Annotated in this window: 14 protein-coding genes; 5 read left to right on the top strand and 9 right to left on the bottom strand. The window is 63.5% G+C overall.

Translation table 11 applies throughout. From position 1 onward, the window contains the following. Window positions 1–38 precede the first annotated feature (38 nt). Window positions 39–3,482 carry a TM0106 family RecB-like putative nuclease gene (locus QM716_RS00150; protein WP_283301381.1) on the bottom strand — a complete coding sequence of 1,148 codons (3,444 nt, stop codon included), beginning with the start codon at window positions 3,480–3,482 and terminating at the stop codon, window positions 39–41. An 83-nt stretch (window positions 3,483–3,565) separates the two neighbouring features. On the opposite strand from QM716_RS00150, the gene QM716_RS00145 reads away from it, so the two are divergent. Then, window positions 3,566–4,207 (top strand): alpha/beta hydrolase, encoded by a 642-nt coding sequence (locus QM716_RS00145; RefSeq protein ID WP_283301380.1) that lies wholly within the window; start codon window positions 3,566–3,568, stop codon window positions 4,205–4,207. 5 nt (window positions 4,208–4,212) lie between these two features. Here QM716_RS00145 and QM716_RS00140 read toward each other — a convergent pair whose 3' ends face one another. After that, window positions 4,213–4,830, bottom strand: coding sequence for a cysteine hydrolase family protein (locus QM716_RS00140; RefSeq protein ID WP_283301378.1), 618 nt, complete (start codon window positions 4,828–4,830; stop codon window positions 4,213–4,215). A 91-nt stretch (window positions 4,831–4,921) separates the two neighbouring features. Here QM716_RS00140 and QM716_RS00135 point away from each other — a divergent pair, with 91 nt between their 5' ends. From QM716_RS00135 to QM716_RS00125, 3 genes are all read left to right on the top strand, one after another. Then, window positions 4,922–5,623, top strand: coding sequence for a FadR/GntR family transcriptional regulator (locus QM716_RS00135; protein ID WP_283301376.1), 702 nt, complete (start codon window positions 4,922–4,924; stop codon window positions 5,621–5,623). Next, the gene (locus QM716_RS00130) at window positions 5,620–6,990 is read left to right on the top strand and encodes an FAD-binding oxidoreductase (protein WP_283301374.1); all 1,371 of its coding nucleotides are present in this window, start codon (window positions 5,620–5,622) and stop codon (window positions 6,988–6,990) included. Before QM716_RS00135 ends, QM716_RS00130 begins: the two co-directional genes overlap by 4 nt. An 85-nt stretch (window positions 6,991–7,075) precedes the next feature. Further along, entirely contained in the window at window positions 7,076–8,062 is a 987-nt protein-coding gene (locus QM716_RS00125) for an NAD-dependent epimerase/dehydratase family protein (protein WP_283301371.1), read from the top strand. 55 nt (window positions 8,063–8,117) lie between these two features. Here the strand turns inward: QM716_RS00125 and QM716_RS00120 are convergent, their stop codons facing one another. From QM716_RS00120 to QM716_RS00105, 4 genes are all read right to left on the bottom strand, one after another. Then, complete coding sequence (locus QM716_RS00120; RefSeq protein WP_283301369.1) at window positions 8,118–9,905, bottom strand: AMP-dependent synthetase/ligase; 1,788 nt, start codon at window positions 9,903–9,905, stop codon at window positions 8,118–8,120. A gap of 139 nt (window positions 9,906–10,044) precedes the next feature. Then, complete coding sequence (locus tag QM716_RS00115) at window positions 10,045–10,743, bottom strand: DUF8548 family protein (RefSeq protein WP_283301366.1); 699 nt, start codon at window positions 10,741–10,743, stop codon at window positions 10,045–10,047. 128 nt (window positions 10,744–10,871) lie between these two features. After that, on the bottom strand, window positions 10,872–11,498 hold the full coding sequence (locus QM716_RS00110) for a phosphoribosyltransferase (protein WP_283301364.1): 627 nt from the start codon (window positions 11,496–11,498) through the stop codon (window positions 10,872–10,874). Window positions 11,499–11,553: 55 nt separating this feature from the next. Continuing rightward, entirely contained in the window at window positions 11,554–12,381 is an 828-nt protein-coding gene (locus QM716_RS00105) for a carbon-nitrogen hydrolase family protein (RefSeq protein WP_283301363.1), read from the bottom strand. 102 nt (window positions 12,382–12,483) lie between these two features. Here QM716_RS00105 and QM716_RS00100 point away from each other — a divergent pair, with 102 nt between their 5' ends. Continuing rightward, the gene (locus QM716_RS00100; RefSeq protein WP_283301361.1) at window positions 12,484–14,259 is read left to right on the top strand and encodes a DEAD/DEAH box helicase; all 1,776 of its coding nucleotides are present in this window, start codon (window positions 12,484–12,486) and stop codon (window positions 14,257–14,259) included. Window positions 14,260–14,341: 82 nt separating this feature from the next. Here the strand turns inward: QM716_RS00100 and QM716_RS00095 are convergent, their stop codons facing one another. From QM716_RS00095 to QM716_RS00085, 3 genes are all read right to left on the bottom strand, one after another. Next, window positions 14,342–16,240, bottom strand: a complete 1,899-nt coding sequence (locus QM716_RS00095; RefSeq protein WP_283301359.1) for an ABC transporter ATP-binding protein — start codon at window positions 16,238–16,240, stop codon at window positions 14,342–14,344. 92 nt (window positions 16,241–16,332) lie between these two features. Beyond that, window positions 16,333–16,923 carry an AMIN-like domain-containing (lipo)protein gene (locus QM716_RS00090; RefSeq protein WP_283301357.1) on the bottom strand — a complete coding sequence of 197 codons (591 nt, stop codon included), beginning with the start codon at window positions 16,921–16,923 and terminating at the stop codon, window positions 16,333–16,335. A gap of 56 nt (window positions 16,924–16,979) precedes the next feature. Then, on the bottom strand, window positions 16,980–17,390 hold the full coding sequence (locus QM716_RS00085) for a YchJ family protein (protein ID WP_283301355.1): 411 nt from the start codon (window positions 17,388–17,390) through the stop codon (window positions 16,980–16,982). Window positions 17,391–17,403 lie beyond the last annotated feature (13 nt).

Raw genomic sequence — 17,403 nt, 5'->3', positions numbered from 1 at the left:
TCGGCTAGGGCAGTGTTTCGGGTAGTGCAGTGTTTCGGCTAGCTCGTCAGCCTCATGAACGCGCCCAGTTCCACCAATCCTGCGGGCGTGCTCGGCATGTACTGCGTCAATGCATGCGATCGGACGATGATCGCGCACCACTTGCCGCGTGAGACAGCAACGTTGAGTCGGTTTCGCGACAGCAGGAACGACATTCCTCGCGGGACATCCTCGACGGCGGAGGCAGCCATCGACACGATTGCCACCGCGGCCTCGCGGCCCTGGAACTTGTCGACGGTGCCGACCTCGACCTCCGTGAGACCGGCCTCGGTGAGATCGCGCTCGATGGTGCCCACCTGTGCGTTGTACGCCGCGACCACGAGGATGTCCGACTGCTCCAGCGGCCTGGTTCCCTCGAACTCGCTGGGGTCGGTCCACGGTGTGCCGAGAAGTTCCTGGATCTGGCGAACGATCTCCTGCGACTCTTCCGGAGAGTACGTGGAATTACCGCGGTGATCGACGTACACCGTGTGCACTCCGGCGGCGAGTCCGTCGAGTTTCCTTGCGGCGCTGACGGTTTCCTGGGAGTGGAGTTTTCCCTCGTACGACAGTGTAGACACGGGGGCACACAGATCGGGGTGCATCCGCCACGTTTTCTCGAGGAAGTAGCCGAGTTCGGGTGGCAGTGCGCCGTGTCCCTCGGCCAGCCAACCGAGTGCCGATTCGTCGACAGGTTCGGGGTGAGTGCCTTGGCTGACCTGCGGCAGCTGCTGTGGATCGCCCAGTAGCAACAGGTTTCGCGCGGAGATCGCGACGGCAATGGTGTTGGCCAGCGCGAATTGACCTGCCTCGTCGACCACGAGCAAGTCCAAACTGCCGGCGGGAACACGATCTGTGTTCGCGAAGTCCCATGCAGTGCCGCCGATGACGCAGCCGACGCCCTCGGCTTCGGCGATGAAACCGGCGTATTCCTCGGACGCGATGTCCTGCCATTCCGCGGACTTGCTGCGGCTGCCCTTCTTTGCGACCAGTGCTGGGTCCACGCCCGCCTTCAGAATGCCGCCGAGCATGTTCTCGACCACCGAATGCGATTGTGCCACCACTCCGATTCGCCAATGGTGTTGTTCGATCAATGTCTGGACGACACGAGCGCCAGTGTAGGTCTTACCCGTACCAGGAGGACCCTGCACCGCCACGTAGGAATCATCGAGGTCGAGAAGTGCGGCGGTGATGGCGTCCGCGTAGTTGTTGTCGGTGCCGACAGACGGCAGCGGTGAACCCGAGAGGGTTCTCGGGGTGCTGCGCCTGAGAATGTCGACGGCTGCGATGTGTGGCAGTTCGGGCAGGCTCTCACTGGCGCCGGACGCGGCAGCGGCAATCGACTTCTCCATACGTCCAGTGGGAATCGGACGACCAGGTGCCAATGCGACTGGGGAATCGATGTATTCGTCACCGCTGAGCAGTTCTTCGACGGTGACCACGTCGAGCCCTTCGGACTTGACCACGGCGGTGACCTTGACGTTGCTGGTGCCGCGCTGGGTGGGGTTCTCGCTTGCAACGGCATCCGGGGAGGGGGTTGCGTAGAGAGCGAACAGGTCACTGCCCGGGCTCAAAGACGTTCCGGTACCGAAACTTCCGGTCAACTGGATGTGGCGACGAAACTTCTTCTGCCGCGGGGTGCTCTTGTGCCAGTCCGCTTCGATTTCGGACTGCTCGACCACCATGACATCGCGGATGTCCACGAGGTCTTCGATCGGTGTGACCAATCGGTCGAAGTGGGCCCACCAGTACGGCTTCCGCTCGCGATTGTGGTATCCCACTGCTGCGGCCAATAGAGCAGCAGCCTGCTGATCGGGGGTGCGTGTCGAACCGGCCTTGTGGCCTGCGAAGTCGCGGAGTGCGATTTCCGATTCGGTGAGTTCTTCGAGTGGAATCTTGATCTGTCCGGTCGGCTCGCGAAGTTCGACACCGTGTTCTGCGGCGCGCTCGGCCAGCCAATCACGCAGGCGAAGAGTGGATTCGCAGTCGTACTCGTTGTAGTCGGAGATGCCCTGAAGAAGATCCCTGGCCTGGTCGGCTTGTCCGCCGTCGCGTAATTCGCAGTAGTCGGCATAGGCGACGACCGAGGCGGCGGCGTTGGTCACGTCACCGTCGCGGCCGTGCTCACCCATGTAGATCGGCTCCAGTTTTTTGATGCTGTACGAGCGTTGCCCGATCCGTAGGCAGGCGCGGACGATCGGATACAGGTCGACGAGCACGTTCTCACTCAGGAGCGTGTCCACCGTCTGCTCGCCGACACCGTGACGTGCGGCCAAGCGCAACAAAGCCGATTTCTCGTACGCGGCGTAGTGATAGATGTGCATGCCGGGGTGGGTTTCACGGCGCGCGGTGACGTAGTCGAGAAAGTCGAGGAGCGCTTGGCGCTCACCCTCGCGATCGTGTGCCCAGAACGGCTTGAACACGTAGTCGTCCGCCGGCCCTTCGACCACTCCGAACAGGTACTCCAACCCCCAGTCGGTGGATCCGTCCTCGGCCCAGAGAGGATCGCCCTCGAAGTCGAAGAAGATGTCGCCGTCGTCGGGGACGGGTAGTCCGCCGAGCGCCGAGGGGTCGTAGACCTCGAATTCGGCGTCGCCGGATAGTTCCTGGCGTAGTTGAACCGACGCCTGCGCACGGAGTTTGTCGAGGGTTTCCCAGCGGATTCCCTCGACTGGGCCAGTACTCGAGGCGAGTTCGTCGATTGTCGTGATCCCCGAGACGATCAGTTGTTCGCGCTGGTTGCCGCGGACACCCGCAACCAGCAGCAGGTCCCGATGGCTTTCGACTTCGACGCTGCAGGTGTCGCATCGGCCGCAACGCAGGTACCGATCGTCGAGCCACTGGGTTGGTTTTCCTTCGGCGCGGTGCTCGTCGAGGATTTTTTCGAGTTCAGCTCTGCGCGCCGCGAATACCGGTGCGATGTCTCCGATGTCGTGTGACGACGTGCTGCCGTCGCCGAGCAGTAGATGAACCTGATCGGAGGCGGCGATTGCATTGCGCTCCAACGCGTCTGCGTATGCGGCGAGTTGGAGGAGCGCCGACACCTTGGCATGCCGGGAGAGTTTGCTGTCGTAGACGGCGTAGGTGTCGCCTTCGCGGACGAGGAAATCGCAGAACCCGAGGAATCGGCCGTCGAAGAATGTTCCCTGATAGATCACGGGAGCGCCCGATCGGGCTGCCTCGACGGTCGCCAGGGTGGCGGCGGTCAATCCCGCGCGTGAGTGTTCCGGCCGCGGCATGATGACGACGCCGTCACCGTGTTGATCGATGAACTTCTGAAGCTGCTCGCGCTCGTGCGAGTCACCGAGGCTCGACGTTCGCTCGAGCATCGGGTCCGCTTCGGCGGCCTCGGCCGCGATCAGACCGGTACGGGCGTCGAGTTGCCGCAGCAGTGCGAACTCGCACGAGGCCGCCGCCGAGAGGTCGCTGGCGCTGTATACGATCTGATCATCGAGTAGGAACACAGGGCGATTGTGCCATCGCTCACCGACAAGGCAACCCACCAGTAATCGCCCACGCGCCGCGGATACCGGTCGTGGAGTGCAGAATGACGATCATGCCTTTCTTCGACGGACGAACCGGTCAGGTGCACTTTCGGCGTTGGCCGGCGGCAGGGGGTGCGGTGCCCACGGTGTCATTGGTCTTTCTGCACGGTCTCGGTCAGCACAGCGGTCAGTACCACCGCTTCGCGGGCGCTATGACGGCGTCGGGGATAGACGTGTGGGCGATCGATCACACCGGGCACGGCTTGTCGGAGGGGGATCCGGGGGTCGGCGCTCCGCTGTCCGATCTTGCTGCCGACGCCGCCGCGCTCGCTGACATCGCTTTGGCGGAACTGCCCGAAGTCCCACAGGCGGTGATGGGCCATTCCTTGGGCGCGGTGACGGCGCTGACGATGCTGGCTCATCGCGATCACGATTTTGCCTCCGCAGTGCTGTGCGGCATTCCGCGCAGCGCGGTCGAGCAACACGGGTGGGCGGAACTCTCCGAAGCCGGGATTCCGGTCCTGGTCGTGCACGGCACCGACGACCGGATCGCGCCGGTCGATCCGGTCCGAGACTGGGCCCGGACGCTGCGCAACGTCGAGATGCGCGAGTTCGAGGACGCCGGTCACGACCTGCTGCACGAGAAGGTTCACGCCAGTGTCACTGGCGTCAGCCGTGAATTCCTTCTCGCGCATTCCAGGTAGGCATCTCAGGTGAGTGCGTCAAGCACCTCTTTCGACGTGACGGGATGCGAGAACATCGGGTAGTCGTAGGTGATCGCGTTCTCGTGTTCGGCGACCGAAGTTCCGGCTACACAATCGGTGAGAGTGATGACCCGATAGCCGTTCTCGTATCCGGTGCGCATGGTCGATTCGACGCAGCAGTTGGTCAGGAAACCGCCGAGGATGATCGTGCGAATCCCTTTGCTGCGCAGAATGAAATCGAGGTTGGTGCTGGCAAATGTGTCGAGTCCGCGCTTGCCCTCGATGACGATGTCGCCGTCTTTCGGGGTGAGGTCGTCGACGATCGCGGCGCCCCAGGAGCCCTTCACGAAAGCCTTGCCGTCGACGACGCCCTTGAGGATTCCGTACGGATGCGAGGTGATTTCGTTGTACCCCTCGGCGAAGGTGATCGGTGCGTGCATCACGGTGACACCCGCCGCGCGGGCCGCATCGACCAGCGTGGCGGTGTTCGCGAGGAGTCCGTTCGATTCCATGACCGGTGCGACGGCCTCGTGAAGGACACCGCCTTCGGTGGTGAAGTCGTTCTGGTACTCGATGAGCACGACGGCGGTGGTTGCGGGATCCAATTCGAGCTTGTCGGTCATGGTCGGCGCCTTCTCTGTTGTGGTCCGGGTCGCGAATCTCTCAATTAAACAGTTTGTCGGACAAGCAGGCAAGGGGTGGTAGCGTCGCGGCATGGATACGACTCCGTTGTCGCGCATGCCGCTCAGCCTTGCCGTATCGGGAAGAATCCGCGCCGCCATTCTCGACGGCTCGCTTCCCGTCGGTGAGGCTTTGCCGACCGAACAGGAACTTGCACAAACGTTCTCGGTGGGACGTTCGACGGTGCGTGAGGCACTTCGTGTCCTGCAAGCGCAGGGATTGCTGACCGGCGCGGACACCACTTCGACTGCCAGACCTCGGGTGACGCACGAGCATACGGCCGATTCCGCAGCAACCGCCCTCAGTACGGCGTTGCAGGTGGGCGCAGTTCCCCTGGGCGATCTCGTCGAATTACGAGTGCTGCTCGAAGCCGCTGCGCTGCGCACAGTCGGTGCGGTGCCAGGCGAGGCCAGGGACGCGATCGAGCGGATGCGCGTCGCGACGCTTGCCGACGACTCGGTCGCCTTCCACGACGCAGATGTCGACTTTCACGTTGCGCTCGCCGGAGCGGGCGGGAACAAGGCGTTCGGGTTGGTCATGACGGTTCTCCGCGACAGCATCGCCGGCTACTTGCTGAGCGAACTCGACGCACGAGAGAACTCGGAAGCCACACTCGGTGCACTGCTGAAAGAACACGAGGGTATCGCCGACGCGATCGAGCGCGGCGCCTCCGACGAGGCCGCCGATTTGGTCGAGCGCCACGTGCGCGGATTCTACGAAGGACGAACGGAATGACCACGAGTATCGATCTGTTGGGCGAACGATTGCAGAAAGCGCTGGGGGACAGGGCCACAACCGACCCCGACCGAATGAGCGCATACGCCCGGGATCAATCACTGCTCACTGCGGCCGGAAGTCCCGCTGCGCTGGTCAAGGCGAAGACGGTCGACGATGTCGTCGCCGTCATGACGGTGGCCCACGAACTCTCCGTTCCGGTGGTGACGCGAGGGGCAGGTACCGGATTGGCCGGCGCCGCCAATGCACTCGACGGTTGTATCGTCCTGAGCGTCGCGGGCATGGATCGTATTCTGGAGATCGATCCCGCCGCGCGCACCGCCACGGTGGAGCCCGGAGTGATCAACGGCGACCTGGCCGAAGCTGCTGCACAGCAGGGCCTTTGGTACGTTCCTGATCCGGGAAGCCGGTCGATCTCGAGTATCGGCGGCAACCTGGCGACAAATGCGGGCGGGATCTGTTGCGCCAAGTACGGCGTCACCGGCGATCACGTCGCGGCTCTGACGGCGGTATTGGCCGACGGGCGTCTGATCCGTACCGGTGCGCGGACGCGCAAAAATGTCGCGGGGTTGGACCTGACACATCTGCTCGTGGGGTCGGAGGGCACTTTGGCGGTCATCGTCGAAGCCACGATGCGGTTGCGTACGGCGCCCACTGCAGCGACCACCGTCGTTGCGTTTTTCGATTCCGCGGAGTCCGCGATCGATGCTGTCCTCGCCGTGTCGGCAGTGGCCGAGCCGTGTCAGATGGAGTTGATGGACGACGTCACCATCGGCGCGGTCAACCGCCTGACGAAGATGGGGCTCGACGAGTCGGCCGGGGCGACGTTGCTCATCCAGTGCGACGGTAGGTCTGCGGCTGCCGAAGCAGCGGACTGCGCCACGGCGTGCGAAAGCGTCGGGGCGCGTGAGGTTTTCCACACCGATGATCCGGTGGAAGGTGAAGAGTTCACCGCTGCCCGCCGGATGGCGTTGCCCGCTCTCGAGGCGTTGGGCACGGTGCTACTCGACGACGTCGCGGTGCCCGTGCCGGCATTACCGTCCATGCTGGGGTGCGTCCGCGAGGCGGCTGAGCGTCACGGTGTCACGATCGGAACCTTCGGTCATGCCGCCGACGGAAATCTCCACCCGACCATCGTGTTCGACGCCGCCGAAGCCGGAGCGCAGGATCGTGCGCGCGGAGCGTTCGACGACATCGTCGCCGGGGCGCTGGCGTTGGGCGGAACGATCAGCGGTGAACACGGTATCGGTGTTCTCAAAGCGCCGTACATGGCAGACATGGTGGGCCAGACCGAACGCGAAATGATGCTTGCAGTGAAGGCCGCATTCGATCCGAAGAACATTCTCAATCCCGGACGAGGTATCTGAGCGCTTCGTCCGAGCCTCACTCGTCGGATTGCGCTACCAGACGAACGTGTTGCCGCACGAAGCTTTTCGAGTGACGATGGCCGTCATGAAGCTGTTGATGCTCGGAGGAACACGGTTCCTCGGCCGCTCCCTCGTCGACGACGCTCTGGCGCGGGGCTGGGAAGTGACAGTGCTCCATCGGGGGCTCACCGGAGCGCCACCGTCTACCGCCGAGGTCCTGTTCGCGGATCGCACCGATCAGCGAGCGATGGTCGAGGCGCTCGGTGACCGTCGATGGGACTTTGTCGTCGACACCTGGTCGGGTACCCCCCGGGTGGTCGGTGAGAATGCACGCGTCTTGCGCGGTCACGTCGAACGGTACGCATACATTTCCAGCGGATCCGTCTACCAGTGGGGCTTGCACGTGGACGAGAGCTCACCTGTGGTTGCCGCATCCGAGACGTCCGACGACGGCAGCGATTACGCGTCCGCCAAACGCGGAGCCGAACTCGCTGTCCTGGAATCCTTCCCGAATGCACTGCTCGCGAGGGCAGGGCTGATCCTCGGACCACACGAGGACATCGGGCGATTGCCGTGGTGGCTGCACCGCATCGGCGCAGGAGGCCGCGTCGTTGCTCCCGGGGCGCCGACCAGGCCACTGCAATACGTCGATGTTCGTGACATCGCATCCTTTGTCCTGTCCGGAATGGCCGCAGGGATCGGCGGGGCATACGACGTCATCAGCCCGTCCGGGCACACCACAACCTTCGGGCTCCTTCAGGCCTGCGTGGACGCCACCGGTTCGGGCGCGGAATTGGTGTGGATCGACGAGGACAGGCTGGCGGCCGCTGGAGCGCAGCCGTGGACACAACTTCCGTGTTGGGTGCCGCAAGAGGGTGAGTTCGCGGGCTTCCTCGAAGCCGACACCGCCAAGGCAGCGCAGGAGGGTCTGCGATGCCGCCCGGTCCAAGACACCGTGAGAGATACCTGGGCGTGGATGCAGCAGGAAACTCTGCCGACCCAGCGGGAGGATCGTGCGGTGCACGGACTGCCCCCGGAGATCGAAAGAGAACTACTCTCCGCCGGCGACTGAAACGCGTCTGGCCCGATTCGCATTCGAACCGGGCCAGACGCGTGAAAGACGAGGATCAGGCGTACAGGTCGCTGATCTTGGTCTTGTGAGCTTCGTGAATGATGTTGCGCTTGAGCTTGAGCGTCGGCGTCAATTCGCCGGTCTCCTGGGTGAAGTCGACCTCGAGGATCGTGTACTTCTTGATCTGCTCGGGGTTGGAGACTTTCTTGTTGGCGTCGGCAACGGCCGAGTCGATTTCGGCGATCAGATCGGCGTTCTTGACCAGATCGGCAATCGCGGTGTTCGCGGGTAGGCCGTTGCGCTCGACCCAACCGGGCAGTGTTTCCGGATCGAGGGTGATCAGTGCACCGATGAACGGCTGGCCGTCACCGACGACGAGGCACTGACTGATCAGAGCGTGCGCGCGCAAAGAATCCTCGAGGCCTGCCGGTGCGACGTTCTTACCGCCGGCGGTGACGATGATTTCCTTCTTGCGGCCGGTGATCGAGACGTAGCCCTCGTTGTCGATCGATCCGAGGTCGCCGGTGTGGAACCAGCCGTCGACGATGGATTCGGCAGTGGCCTTTTCGTTGTGCCAGTAGCCGGCGAACACGACCGGGCCCTGCAGGAGGAGTTCGCCGTCTTCGGCGATCCGGGCGGCGTGGCCGTTGATCGGCTTGCCGACGGTGCCGACACGCTGCGCGCTCGAGGTGTTGACGGTGATCGCGGCGCTGGTCTCGGTGAGTCCGTAGCCCTCGTAGATCGGGATGCCGACGCCGCGGAAGTAGTGGCCGAGGCGCGCACCGAGGGCTGCGCCGCCGGAGACTGCACGCTCGCACTCGCCGCCCAGTGCTGCGCGCAGCTTCGAGTAGACGAGCTTGTCGAATACCGCGTGCTTGAGCTTGAGTGCCAGTCCGGGGCTGCCCTTTTCGAGGGATTCGCTGTATTCGATGGCCGTGGCCGCAGCCTTGTCGAAGATGCTGCCCTTGCCGCCGTCGACGGCTTTCTGGCGAGCCGAGTTGTAGACCTTCTCGAACACGCGGGGCACCGAGAGGATGAAGTTGGGCTTGAAGCCGGCGAACTGCTCGAGGAGCGTCGTCAGATCCGACGTGTGGGCGACGGTGACCTTGGCGTCGAAAGCGCCGAACGAGATCGCTCGCGCGAACACGTGGGCGAGCGGCAGGAACATCAGCGTCTTCTTGCCGGGGACCATCGACTCCGGCATCGCCAGGCGGCAGGCGTTGGACTCGGCGTAGAAGTTGGAGTGCGTCAGCTGGACACCCTTGGGGCGTCCGGTGGTTCCGGAGGTGTAGATCAGGGTCGCGGGCGAGGCTGCGGTGACCTGGTGACGACGAGTGTGCAGTTCTTCGTCGGTGATTGCGGAACCGCGGCTGGACAGCTCGTCGATCGCACCCGACTCGATGACCAGAACTTCGCGGAGGGCGTCTGCGCCGTCGGTGACTTCCTTGTGAGTCTCTGCGTGCTTGACCGTTTCGACGACCAGAAGTGTCGTCGCGGAGTCGTCGAGGATCCACTGCGCCTGGTCGGGGGAGGAGGTCTCGTAGATCGCGACGGTGCATCCGCCGGCTGTCCAGATGGCGTAGTCGAGAACGACCCACTCGTAGCGAGTCGCGGAAAGGATAGCGACGCGGTCGCCGAGCTCGACACCCGAAGCGATCAGGCCCTTGGCAACGGCGGAGACCTGCTTCGCGAATTCAGCTGCGGTGACGTCGACCCATCCACCGTTCGACGGCCTCTTGAACGGCACGAATGTGGGGTCTTCTTCGGCATGACGGAACACGGAGTCGGCCATTGAAGCGTTCTCCGGAATTGAGAACGACTGTGGAACTGAGAACTCGCGCACTATTGACCCCTCCAGTGACTACTGACATTTCTGATGTGCATTGCATCACATTAGTCGGCATTTTGCACTGTCGTTACTATTCGGTAGAACTGGTCGGGCGCTGACCTGCAGTTTAGTGTGACTGGCTGTTTACAGGTACTCAGGCGACGTGTTGGAGTGTGCGGCCGTGTACGGACAGCCAGCGGCGAATTGCGTAGTCCAATCGGTCTGGATCTACGCCAAGTTGCTCTGCAGTAGCTGCAAGGATCTCCGAGGTGTCTCCGGGCAGCTCGGTGGTGCCGAGTGTTGCGCTGATGAAGGTGTCGGCAGCGGTGCCCAGATCGGTGTGGGGGATTCCGGCCAACATCAACAGGTGCGCCCACGTCACTTCGGAACCGTCTCCGCAGGCGTCGACCCACGCATGATGAACCGCATCGAGCGCGTTGTCGGAATCAGCAGCCGACAGCAGATCCTCGACGCTGTTGATCTGCAAGTAATGGAGTTTCTCGGCGACCTGCTGGATGTGATGTGCCTCGATCGGGACACCCGTCGCCGTGTAGCGGCGCTTGTACGAGCCGATCTTGCCTGCCCACTGGTCCGAACTCCCGGCTTCTTCGAAGGTGCGGAGGAGTTCGCGCGCGCCGTCCGTGACGGGTTTGTCTTCGCGGGCTTTCCGGTAGGCGAGGTAGCGATCGACGACGGTCACTTCGCTGTGTCCCGACGTGGACTGAACGGATTCGATGATGCACAAGGCGAGGCTCTGTCGATAAGCGTCTGACGCAACCCAGGCGGACGGGTCGCCCAGGCGATCACGGCACGCGGCTGCGACGGCGTCGACGGTATCGGTCGAGATGGTCACGGTTCCTCCAGAAAGCCGAATTCTTTGTGTTCCATTCGGGCTATCGGCACCGAGGGGCGAAATGTTGCACACATCACAAATTCTCAGAATTCTCTTGGGCTGCGCTCAGGTAAGAAAGCGTCAGGGGCTCAGGCGAGGAAGGTCAGAACTTCGTCGTCGCTGAGTTGATGAAAGTCCTCGAATGCAGCACCGACGCCGCCCAGCAGGGCAGGAACGAAGGGACAGATGACGCGATCGGCCGAGCACGCGATCACTCTCATGGCTTCGGGGGAGGCGACGGGTACAGCGATGATCACGGAGGCGGCACCCGCGGTGCGCGCACACCGGCAGGCAACGGCGGCACTCGCTCCCGTAGCCATGCCGTCGTCGACGATCACCGCGGTGCGTCCGTGGAGGGAAACCGGGGTCCGCCCCTCGCGCAGGAGACGCGCTCGCCGTTCCAACTCGGTTCGTTCGTCGTGTTCGACGGCGGCGAGTTCTTTTTTCGAGACGCGAACCGCTGCGATGACGTCGTGGTTGAGGACTCGCACCCCGCCCTCACCGATAGCGCCCATCGCGAGTTCCGGGTTGCACGGACTGCCGAGCTTGCGCACCACCACGATGTCCAGCGGAGCATTCAGTGCCGCAGCAACCTCGGCTGCGACGGGTACTCCGCCGCGCGGGAGTCCGAGAACGACCGGCTTGTCGATACGCAGAGCCTCGAGCCGCCCGGCCAGAAATTTGCCGGCGGAAGATCGATCCCGATACTGGGCCACTGTTTTGTCCTCGAGAAGCTCGAACCCCGACCAATTCGACGCTACTCGCTGCACGTCACCGCGACGAGACTGTGAACCTCCGCAGTGCGAGAGCAGGATTCTTCTCGCGCACTTCGGCAATTCGAGCGGCCGTAACAGTCGCGGTGGCGACCCCGACCTGCTCGCCCAGTGAGCACATCACTACGCCCATCGGGTCGACGATCATGCTGGCACCCGCGCCACCGCGTGCGCTCTGATCTGCCGCTGCGATGTACATGGTGTTCTCGATGGCCCGGGCGCGCACGAGAGTGGTCCAGTGGTCTTCCTTGAGCGGCCCTGGCACCCACTGGGCGGGCAGGAGCAAGACGTCCGCGCCGACGTCGACGATGCGTCGGGTGACTTCCGGGAAGCGCAGGTCGTAGCAGGTCTGGAGGCCGAAGGTCAGGCCGTCGCACCCGAAAGTCTGAGGTTCGGTGATGTCACCCGCGCGGATCACGGCCGATTCCTGGTAGCCGAAAGCGTCGTAGAGATGCAGCTTGCGGTAGGTCGCCACCAGTTCGCCGTTGGGGTCCATCGCGACGAGGGTGTTGGAGATTCTGCTCACGTCGTCGATCCGCTCGTTCATTCCTGCCACGAGGAAGATTCCGAACTCCGCGGCGACCGCCGCCAGCGCCGAACCGAATTCGCCGTCCAGGTCCTCGGCGGACTCGATCAGTCGCTCATCCGTCTTCGGTGCGGTGAACATCGAGTATTCCGGCGCCACGACAACTTTCGCGCCCCGTGCTGCTGCGTCGGAAGCCAGTGATCGCAGTGATTCGAGGTTGGCTTTCTTGTCCGTCCCCGGGGCGAATTGGGCAATCGCGACAACGGTCTGGGAGGGGGTGTCTGCGGTGGCTGCGGTCATGCTTCCTACGCTAGGCGAAACCCGCTGGGAGGGTGGATCTGTCGTAAATGCACCCCCGGTATGTCGTCGTGTCTATACTCGATCCGCTAAACTGCTGGTCAAATGAGTGATATTGAGCGTGACCCCGAACCCCCAACATTTGCCGACCTCGACATCGATGATCGGGTACTGAAGGCACTGTCAGACGTGGGCTACGAGTCGCCCTCGCCGATTCAGGCTGCCACCATTCCGCCACTGCTCGAAGGCAAGGACGTCGTCGGTCTCGCACAGACCGGTACCGGCAAGACCGCAGCCTTCGCAGTTCCCGTTCTGTCGCGGATCGACACGTCGATCAAGCAGACCCAGGCGCTGGTGCTTGCTCCCACGCGTGAGCTGGCGCTTCAGGTTGCCGAGGCATTCGGCAAGTACTCCGCCCACATCCCCGGACTCAACGTCCTGCCGATCTACGGTGGCCAGAGCTACGGCGTCCAGCTGTCCGGCCTGCGCCGCGGTGCGCACGTCGTCGTCGGTACCCCGGGCCGTGTCATCGACCATCTCGAAAAGGGCACCCTGGACCTGACCAATCTCAAGTACCTCGTTCTCGACGAGGCCGACGAGATGCTCAAGATGGGTTTCCAGGAGGACGTCGAGCGCATCCTCCGCGACACCCCCGGCGACAAGCAGGTCGCCTTGTTCTCGGCAACGATGCCCGGCTCGATTCGCCGGATCTCGAAGCAGTACCTGAACAATCCGGTCGAGATCACCGTCAAGTCCAAGACGTCGACCGCCTCGAACATCACGCAGCGCTACATTCAGGTTGCCCATCAGCGCAAGCTCGATGCACTGACCCGAGTCCTCGAGGTCGAGGCTTTCGAGGCGATGATCATCTTCGTCCGTACCAAGCAGGCCACCGAAGACCTGGCGGAGAAGCTGCGCGCCCGCGGGCACTCGGCTGCCGCGATCAACGGCGACATCGTCCAGGCACAGCGTGAGCGAACCATCGGTCAGCTCAAGAACGGCGCCCTCGACATCCTCGTCGCGACCGACGTTGCTGCTCGAGGCCTCGACGTGGATCGGATCTCCCACGTCGTCAACTACGACATCCCGCATGACACGGAGTCGTACGTTCACCGCATCGGTCGTACCGGCCGCGCGGGTCGCCAGGGTGACGCGTTGCTGTTCGTCGCTCCGCGTGAGCGTCATCTGCTCAAGTCCATCGAGAAGGCGACGCGTCAGCCGCTTGCGGAGATGCAACTCCCCAGTGTCGACGACGTCAACGCCCAGCGTGTGACCAAGTTCGGTGACTCCATCACCGAGAGCTTGGCATCGGAGAATCTCGCGATGTTCCGCAAGATGATCGAGGACTACGACCAGGAACATGACGTTCCGCTCATCGACATCGCTGCCGCCTTGGCATTGCAGTCGCGCGACGGTGAGGCATTCCTGCTGGCTCCCGAGCCGCCGGCACCGCCGCGTCGTGAGCGTGAGCCCCGTGAACCTCGTCCCCCTCGCCGTTTCGACGACGGCCCGGCTCCTCGCTCGCGTGGACCCGAGGGTCAGGAATTGGCCGCGTACCGTATCGCGGTCGGCAAGCGTCACCGCGTCGTGCCGGGTGCCATTGTCGGTGCCATCGCCAACGAGGGCGGGCTTCGTCGAAGCGACTTCGGGCACATCAGCATTCGCCCGGATCACAGCATTGTCGAGCTGCCGGCCGACCTGTCCAACGAGACTCTCGAAGCTCTGCGTCGCACACGCATCTCCGGAGTTCTGATCCAACTGCAGCCTGATTTCGGCCCGCCGCAGGGACGTCCGACTGGGCGTGGCGACCGTGGTGGCCGCGATGACCGCGGCGGACGTGACGACCGCCGTGGTGGCGGACGCGAACGCTACAACGACTGACGCACAGACTGAAACAGGCGCTGCCCTCCGCAAGGAGGCCAGCGCCTGTTTTTTTGTGGGGCGGTGTCAGGGGTGGGCAGAATCAAATCGGAGTCGGTTCGAGGGCGGCGTTCTTCCTGGCGTTGGTGTCGAACTGTGTGCGGTACAACTCGGCGTAGCGACCACCGCGTGCAAGCAGTTCTTCATGGTTGCCGCGCTCGATGATCTGCCCTGCCTCGACGACAAGGATCAGGTCGGCTGCACGGATCGTGGACAAACGGTGTGCGATCACCACAGCAGTCCGCCCGGCGAGCGCTTCGCCGAGTGCTTCCTGAACCGCGGCTTCCGACGTCGAGTCGAGATGCGCGGTGGCCTCGTCCAGGATGACGACACGAGGCTGGGCCAGGAGCAGTCGTGCGATGGTCAGGCGTTGACGCTCACCGCCTGAGAGGCGGTATCCGCGTTCACCCACCACTGTCTCCAATCCGTCGGGTAGCGACGCAACCAGGTCGGTGAGCCGTGCTCGCTCCAGAACCTCACGCAGATCTTCTTCGGTGGCATCCGGTCGCGCGAGGAGCAGGTTGGATCGAAGGCTCTCGTGGAACAGGTGCCCGTCCTGTGTGACCATGCCGACGGTCTCACGGATGGAATCGGCACTGAGGTCTCGGACGTCGACGCCGCCCAGCTCGACCGAACCGGAGTCGATGTCGTAGAGGCGCGGAATCATCTGCGCCACGGTCGACTTTCCGGCACCGGATGTGCCGACCAGGGCGACCATCTGTCCTGCTTCGGTACGGAACGACAAGTCGTGCAGCACGTCCTCGCCGCCGCGGGTGTCGAGGATCGCGACCTCCTCCAGCGAAGCGAGTGACACCTTGTCGGCAGACGGATAAGCAAAAGTGACGTTCTTGAACTCGACGGATACCGGACCCTCCGGCACCTTGCGTGCATCGGGCTTCTCGGTGATGAGCGGTGCCAGATCGAGAATCTCGAATACCCGCTCGAAGCTGACCAGTGCGCTCATGATGTCCACTCGGGCGCTGGCCAGTGCGGTCAACGGCGAGTACAGCCTCGTGAGCAGCAGCGCCATAGCGACGACGGCGCCTGCGTCCAATTGGCCGCGCAGCGCGTAGAAGCCGCCGAGTCCGTAGACGAGGGCAAGAGCAAGTGCGGAGACCAGCGTCAGTGCTGTGACGAAGACGGACTGCAGCATCGCGGTCCGGACTCCGATGTTGCGCACACGCCTGGCACGAACCGCGAACTCTGCGGACTCTTGCGACGGGCGACCGAACAGCTTGATCAGAGTCGCGCCGGGAGCAGAGAACCGTTCCGTCATCTGGGTGCTCATCACCGAATTGTGGTTGGCAGCTTCACGATTGAGTGCCGCGAGTTTTGCGCCCATCCGCCGTGCGGGGATCACGAAGATCGGGAGAAGTAACAACGCGAGGACGGTGATCTGCCACGAGATCCCGAGCATGACGATCAGCGTGATCACCAGCGTGACCAGATTGCTGACCACTCCGGACAATGTGTCGCTGAAGGCGCGCTGAGCGCCGATCACGTCGTTGTTGAGACGGCTGACCAGTGCTCCGGTTCGAGTTCTGGTGAAGAACGCGATCGGCATCTTCTGGACATGATCGAAGACGGTGGTGCGCAGATGCAGGATCAGATCTTCACCGATGCTGGCCGAGAGCCACCGGGTCAACAGGCCGAGAGCGGCTTCGAGAATTGCGACCAGTGCGATCAGGGCGGCAAGTTTGACGACCACGTCGACGGCGTCGCCGCCAACTATCGCGTTGACTACGCGCCCGGCGAGGACGGGGGTTGCCACGGCAAGCGCAGCAGTGACGACGCTGAGTACGAGGTACCAGCTGAGATTGCGTTTCTGCGGGACTGCGAACGTCGCGATCCGCTTGAGTGTCGCCTTCGAGAACGGGCGCCGATCTTCCTGCGCGTGCATCGCGTTGTACATCGCGTTCCACGCGGTGACTTCCATGCTCATGACTTCGCCCCTCCGGTCGCCGGCCACGAAGATTACGCGGCCGGTACGACACGAAGGTAGAACCTAAACCAAACTTCAGGTCAAGTACGGCCTCAGCGGGCGACGTCGACCACCACGCGCGGGGGATCGCTGAGCGTCGTCACCGTGAACGGCTGCTTCTCGGTCACCCCGATGAACGACTGCGTGACTCCTTCGAACACGTTCGACCCGTTGACCTCGGTCACGACTCCGCCGACGCCCGGAACCGGGTTGGGGCCGGAGTACTGTTCGACGCCGCTGTCGAAGGGATAGGCGGAACCGTCGATCAGTACCTGGATCACTGCGGCGCCCTGGATGTCCACGGGCTTTCCGCTGCCTTCCTGCGTGGCCGCGTCGACGTACTTGACGCGCCATCCGGGTGTGCCGGTGCCGCCCATCTCGTAGACGACTCGATCGAATCCGTCGTGCTCGCCCACGCGGATGTCGACGACGGTGAGCTTGGATTCGGTGCCCGCTGCCGATGTCTTGTCGGAGCTGTCCGTCGGTACCGGTTCTGTGGTCGACGCTGCGGCACTCGAGGTCGAGGTGACGGCCGAGGTAGCTGCCGTGGGAGTGGTCTCCGCGTCCTGCGAACAGGCAGTCAGGCTCACGCCCACTGCGATGGCAGCGACAGCGGCAAATGATCTCGTCCGGTTCGTTGTCATGACTCGATCGTAGGGCTCGCGTGATCGGGTTCCGCGGCGGCGGTGCCCGGAGTTACCTAACCGATATCGCCGTCGACGTAGAGCCACTTGCCGTCTGTTCGCGCAAATCGACTGCGTTCGTGGAGCATTCCCCGCTCGCGCCCGAGTGCGTAGTGAGCGCGAAACTCCACGACGCCGTCGGAATCGAACAGGCCACCTCGTTCGGTGTCCAGGATCTCCAACCGGAGCCATTTCTGGTGGGGATCGAGATCGAGTTCGGCGGGGCGATGGTCGGGATGCCAAGTCCGCGTCAGGTATTCGTCGTCCATCACAGCGAAAGCCGTGTAGCGCGAACGCATCAGGGTTTCGGCGGTCGGTGCGTGCGCTGCTCCGCCGATGTACTTGCCGCAGCACACGACCAACGGGTTGCCGCTGCCGCACGGGCACGGATCGTTCGGTCGGGGTGTGGTGGGGCGGCTCGAGGTCACCGCCCCATTACAG

The organism is Rhodococcus sp. IEGM 1409, from assembly GCF_030056735.1.
In the GTDB taxonomy this organism is placed as follows: domain Bacteria; phylum Actinomycetota; class Actinomycetes; order Mycobacteriales; family Mycobacteriaceae; genus Rhodococcus_F.
This window is presented reverse-complemented; position numbering and strand designations above follow the sequence as displayed.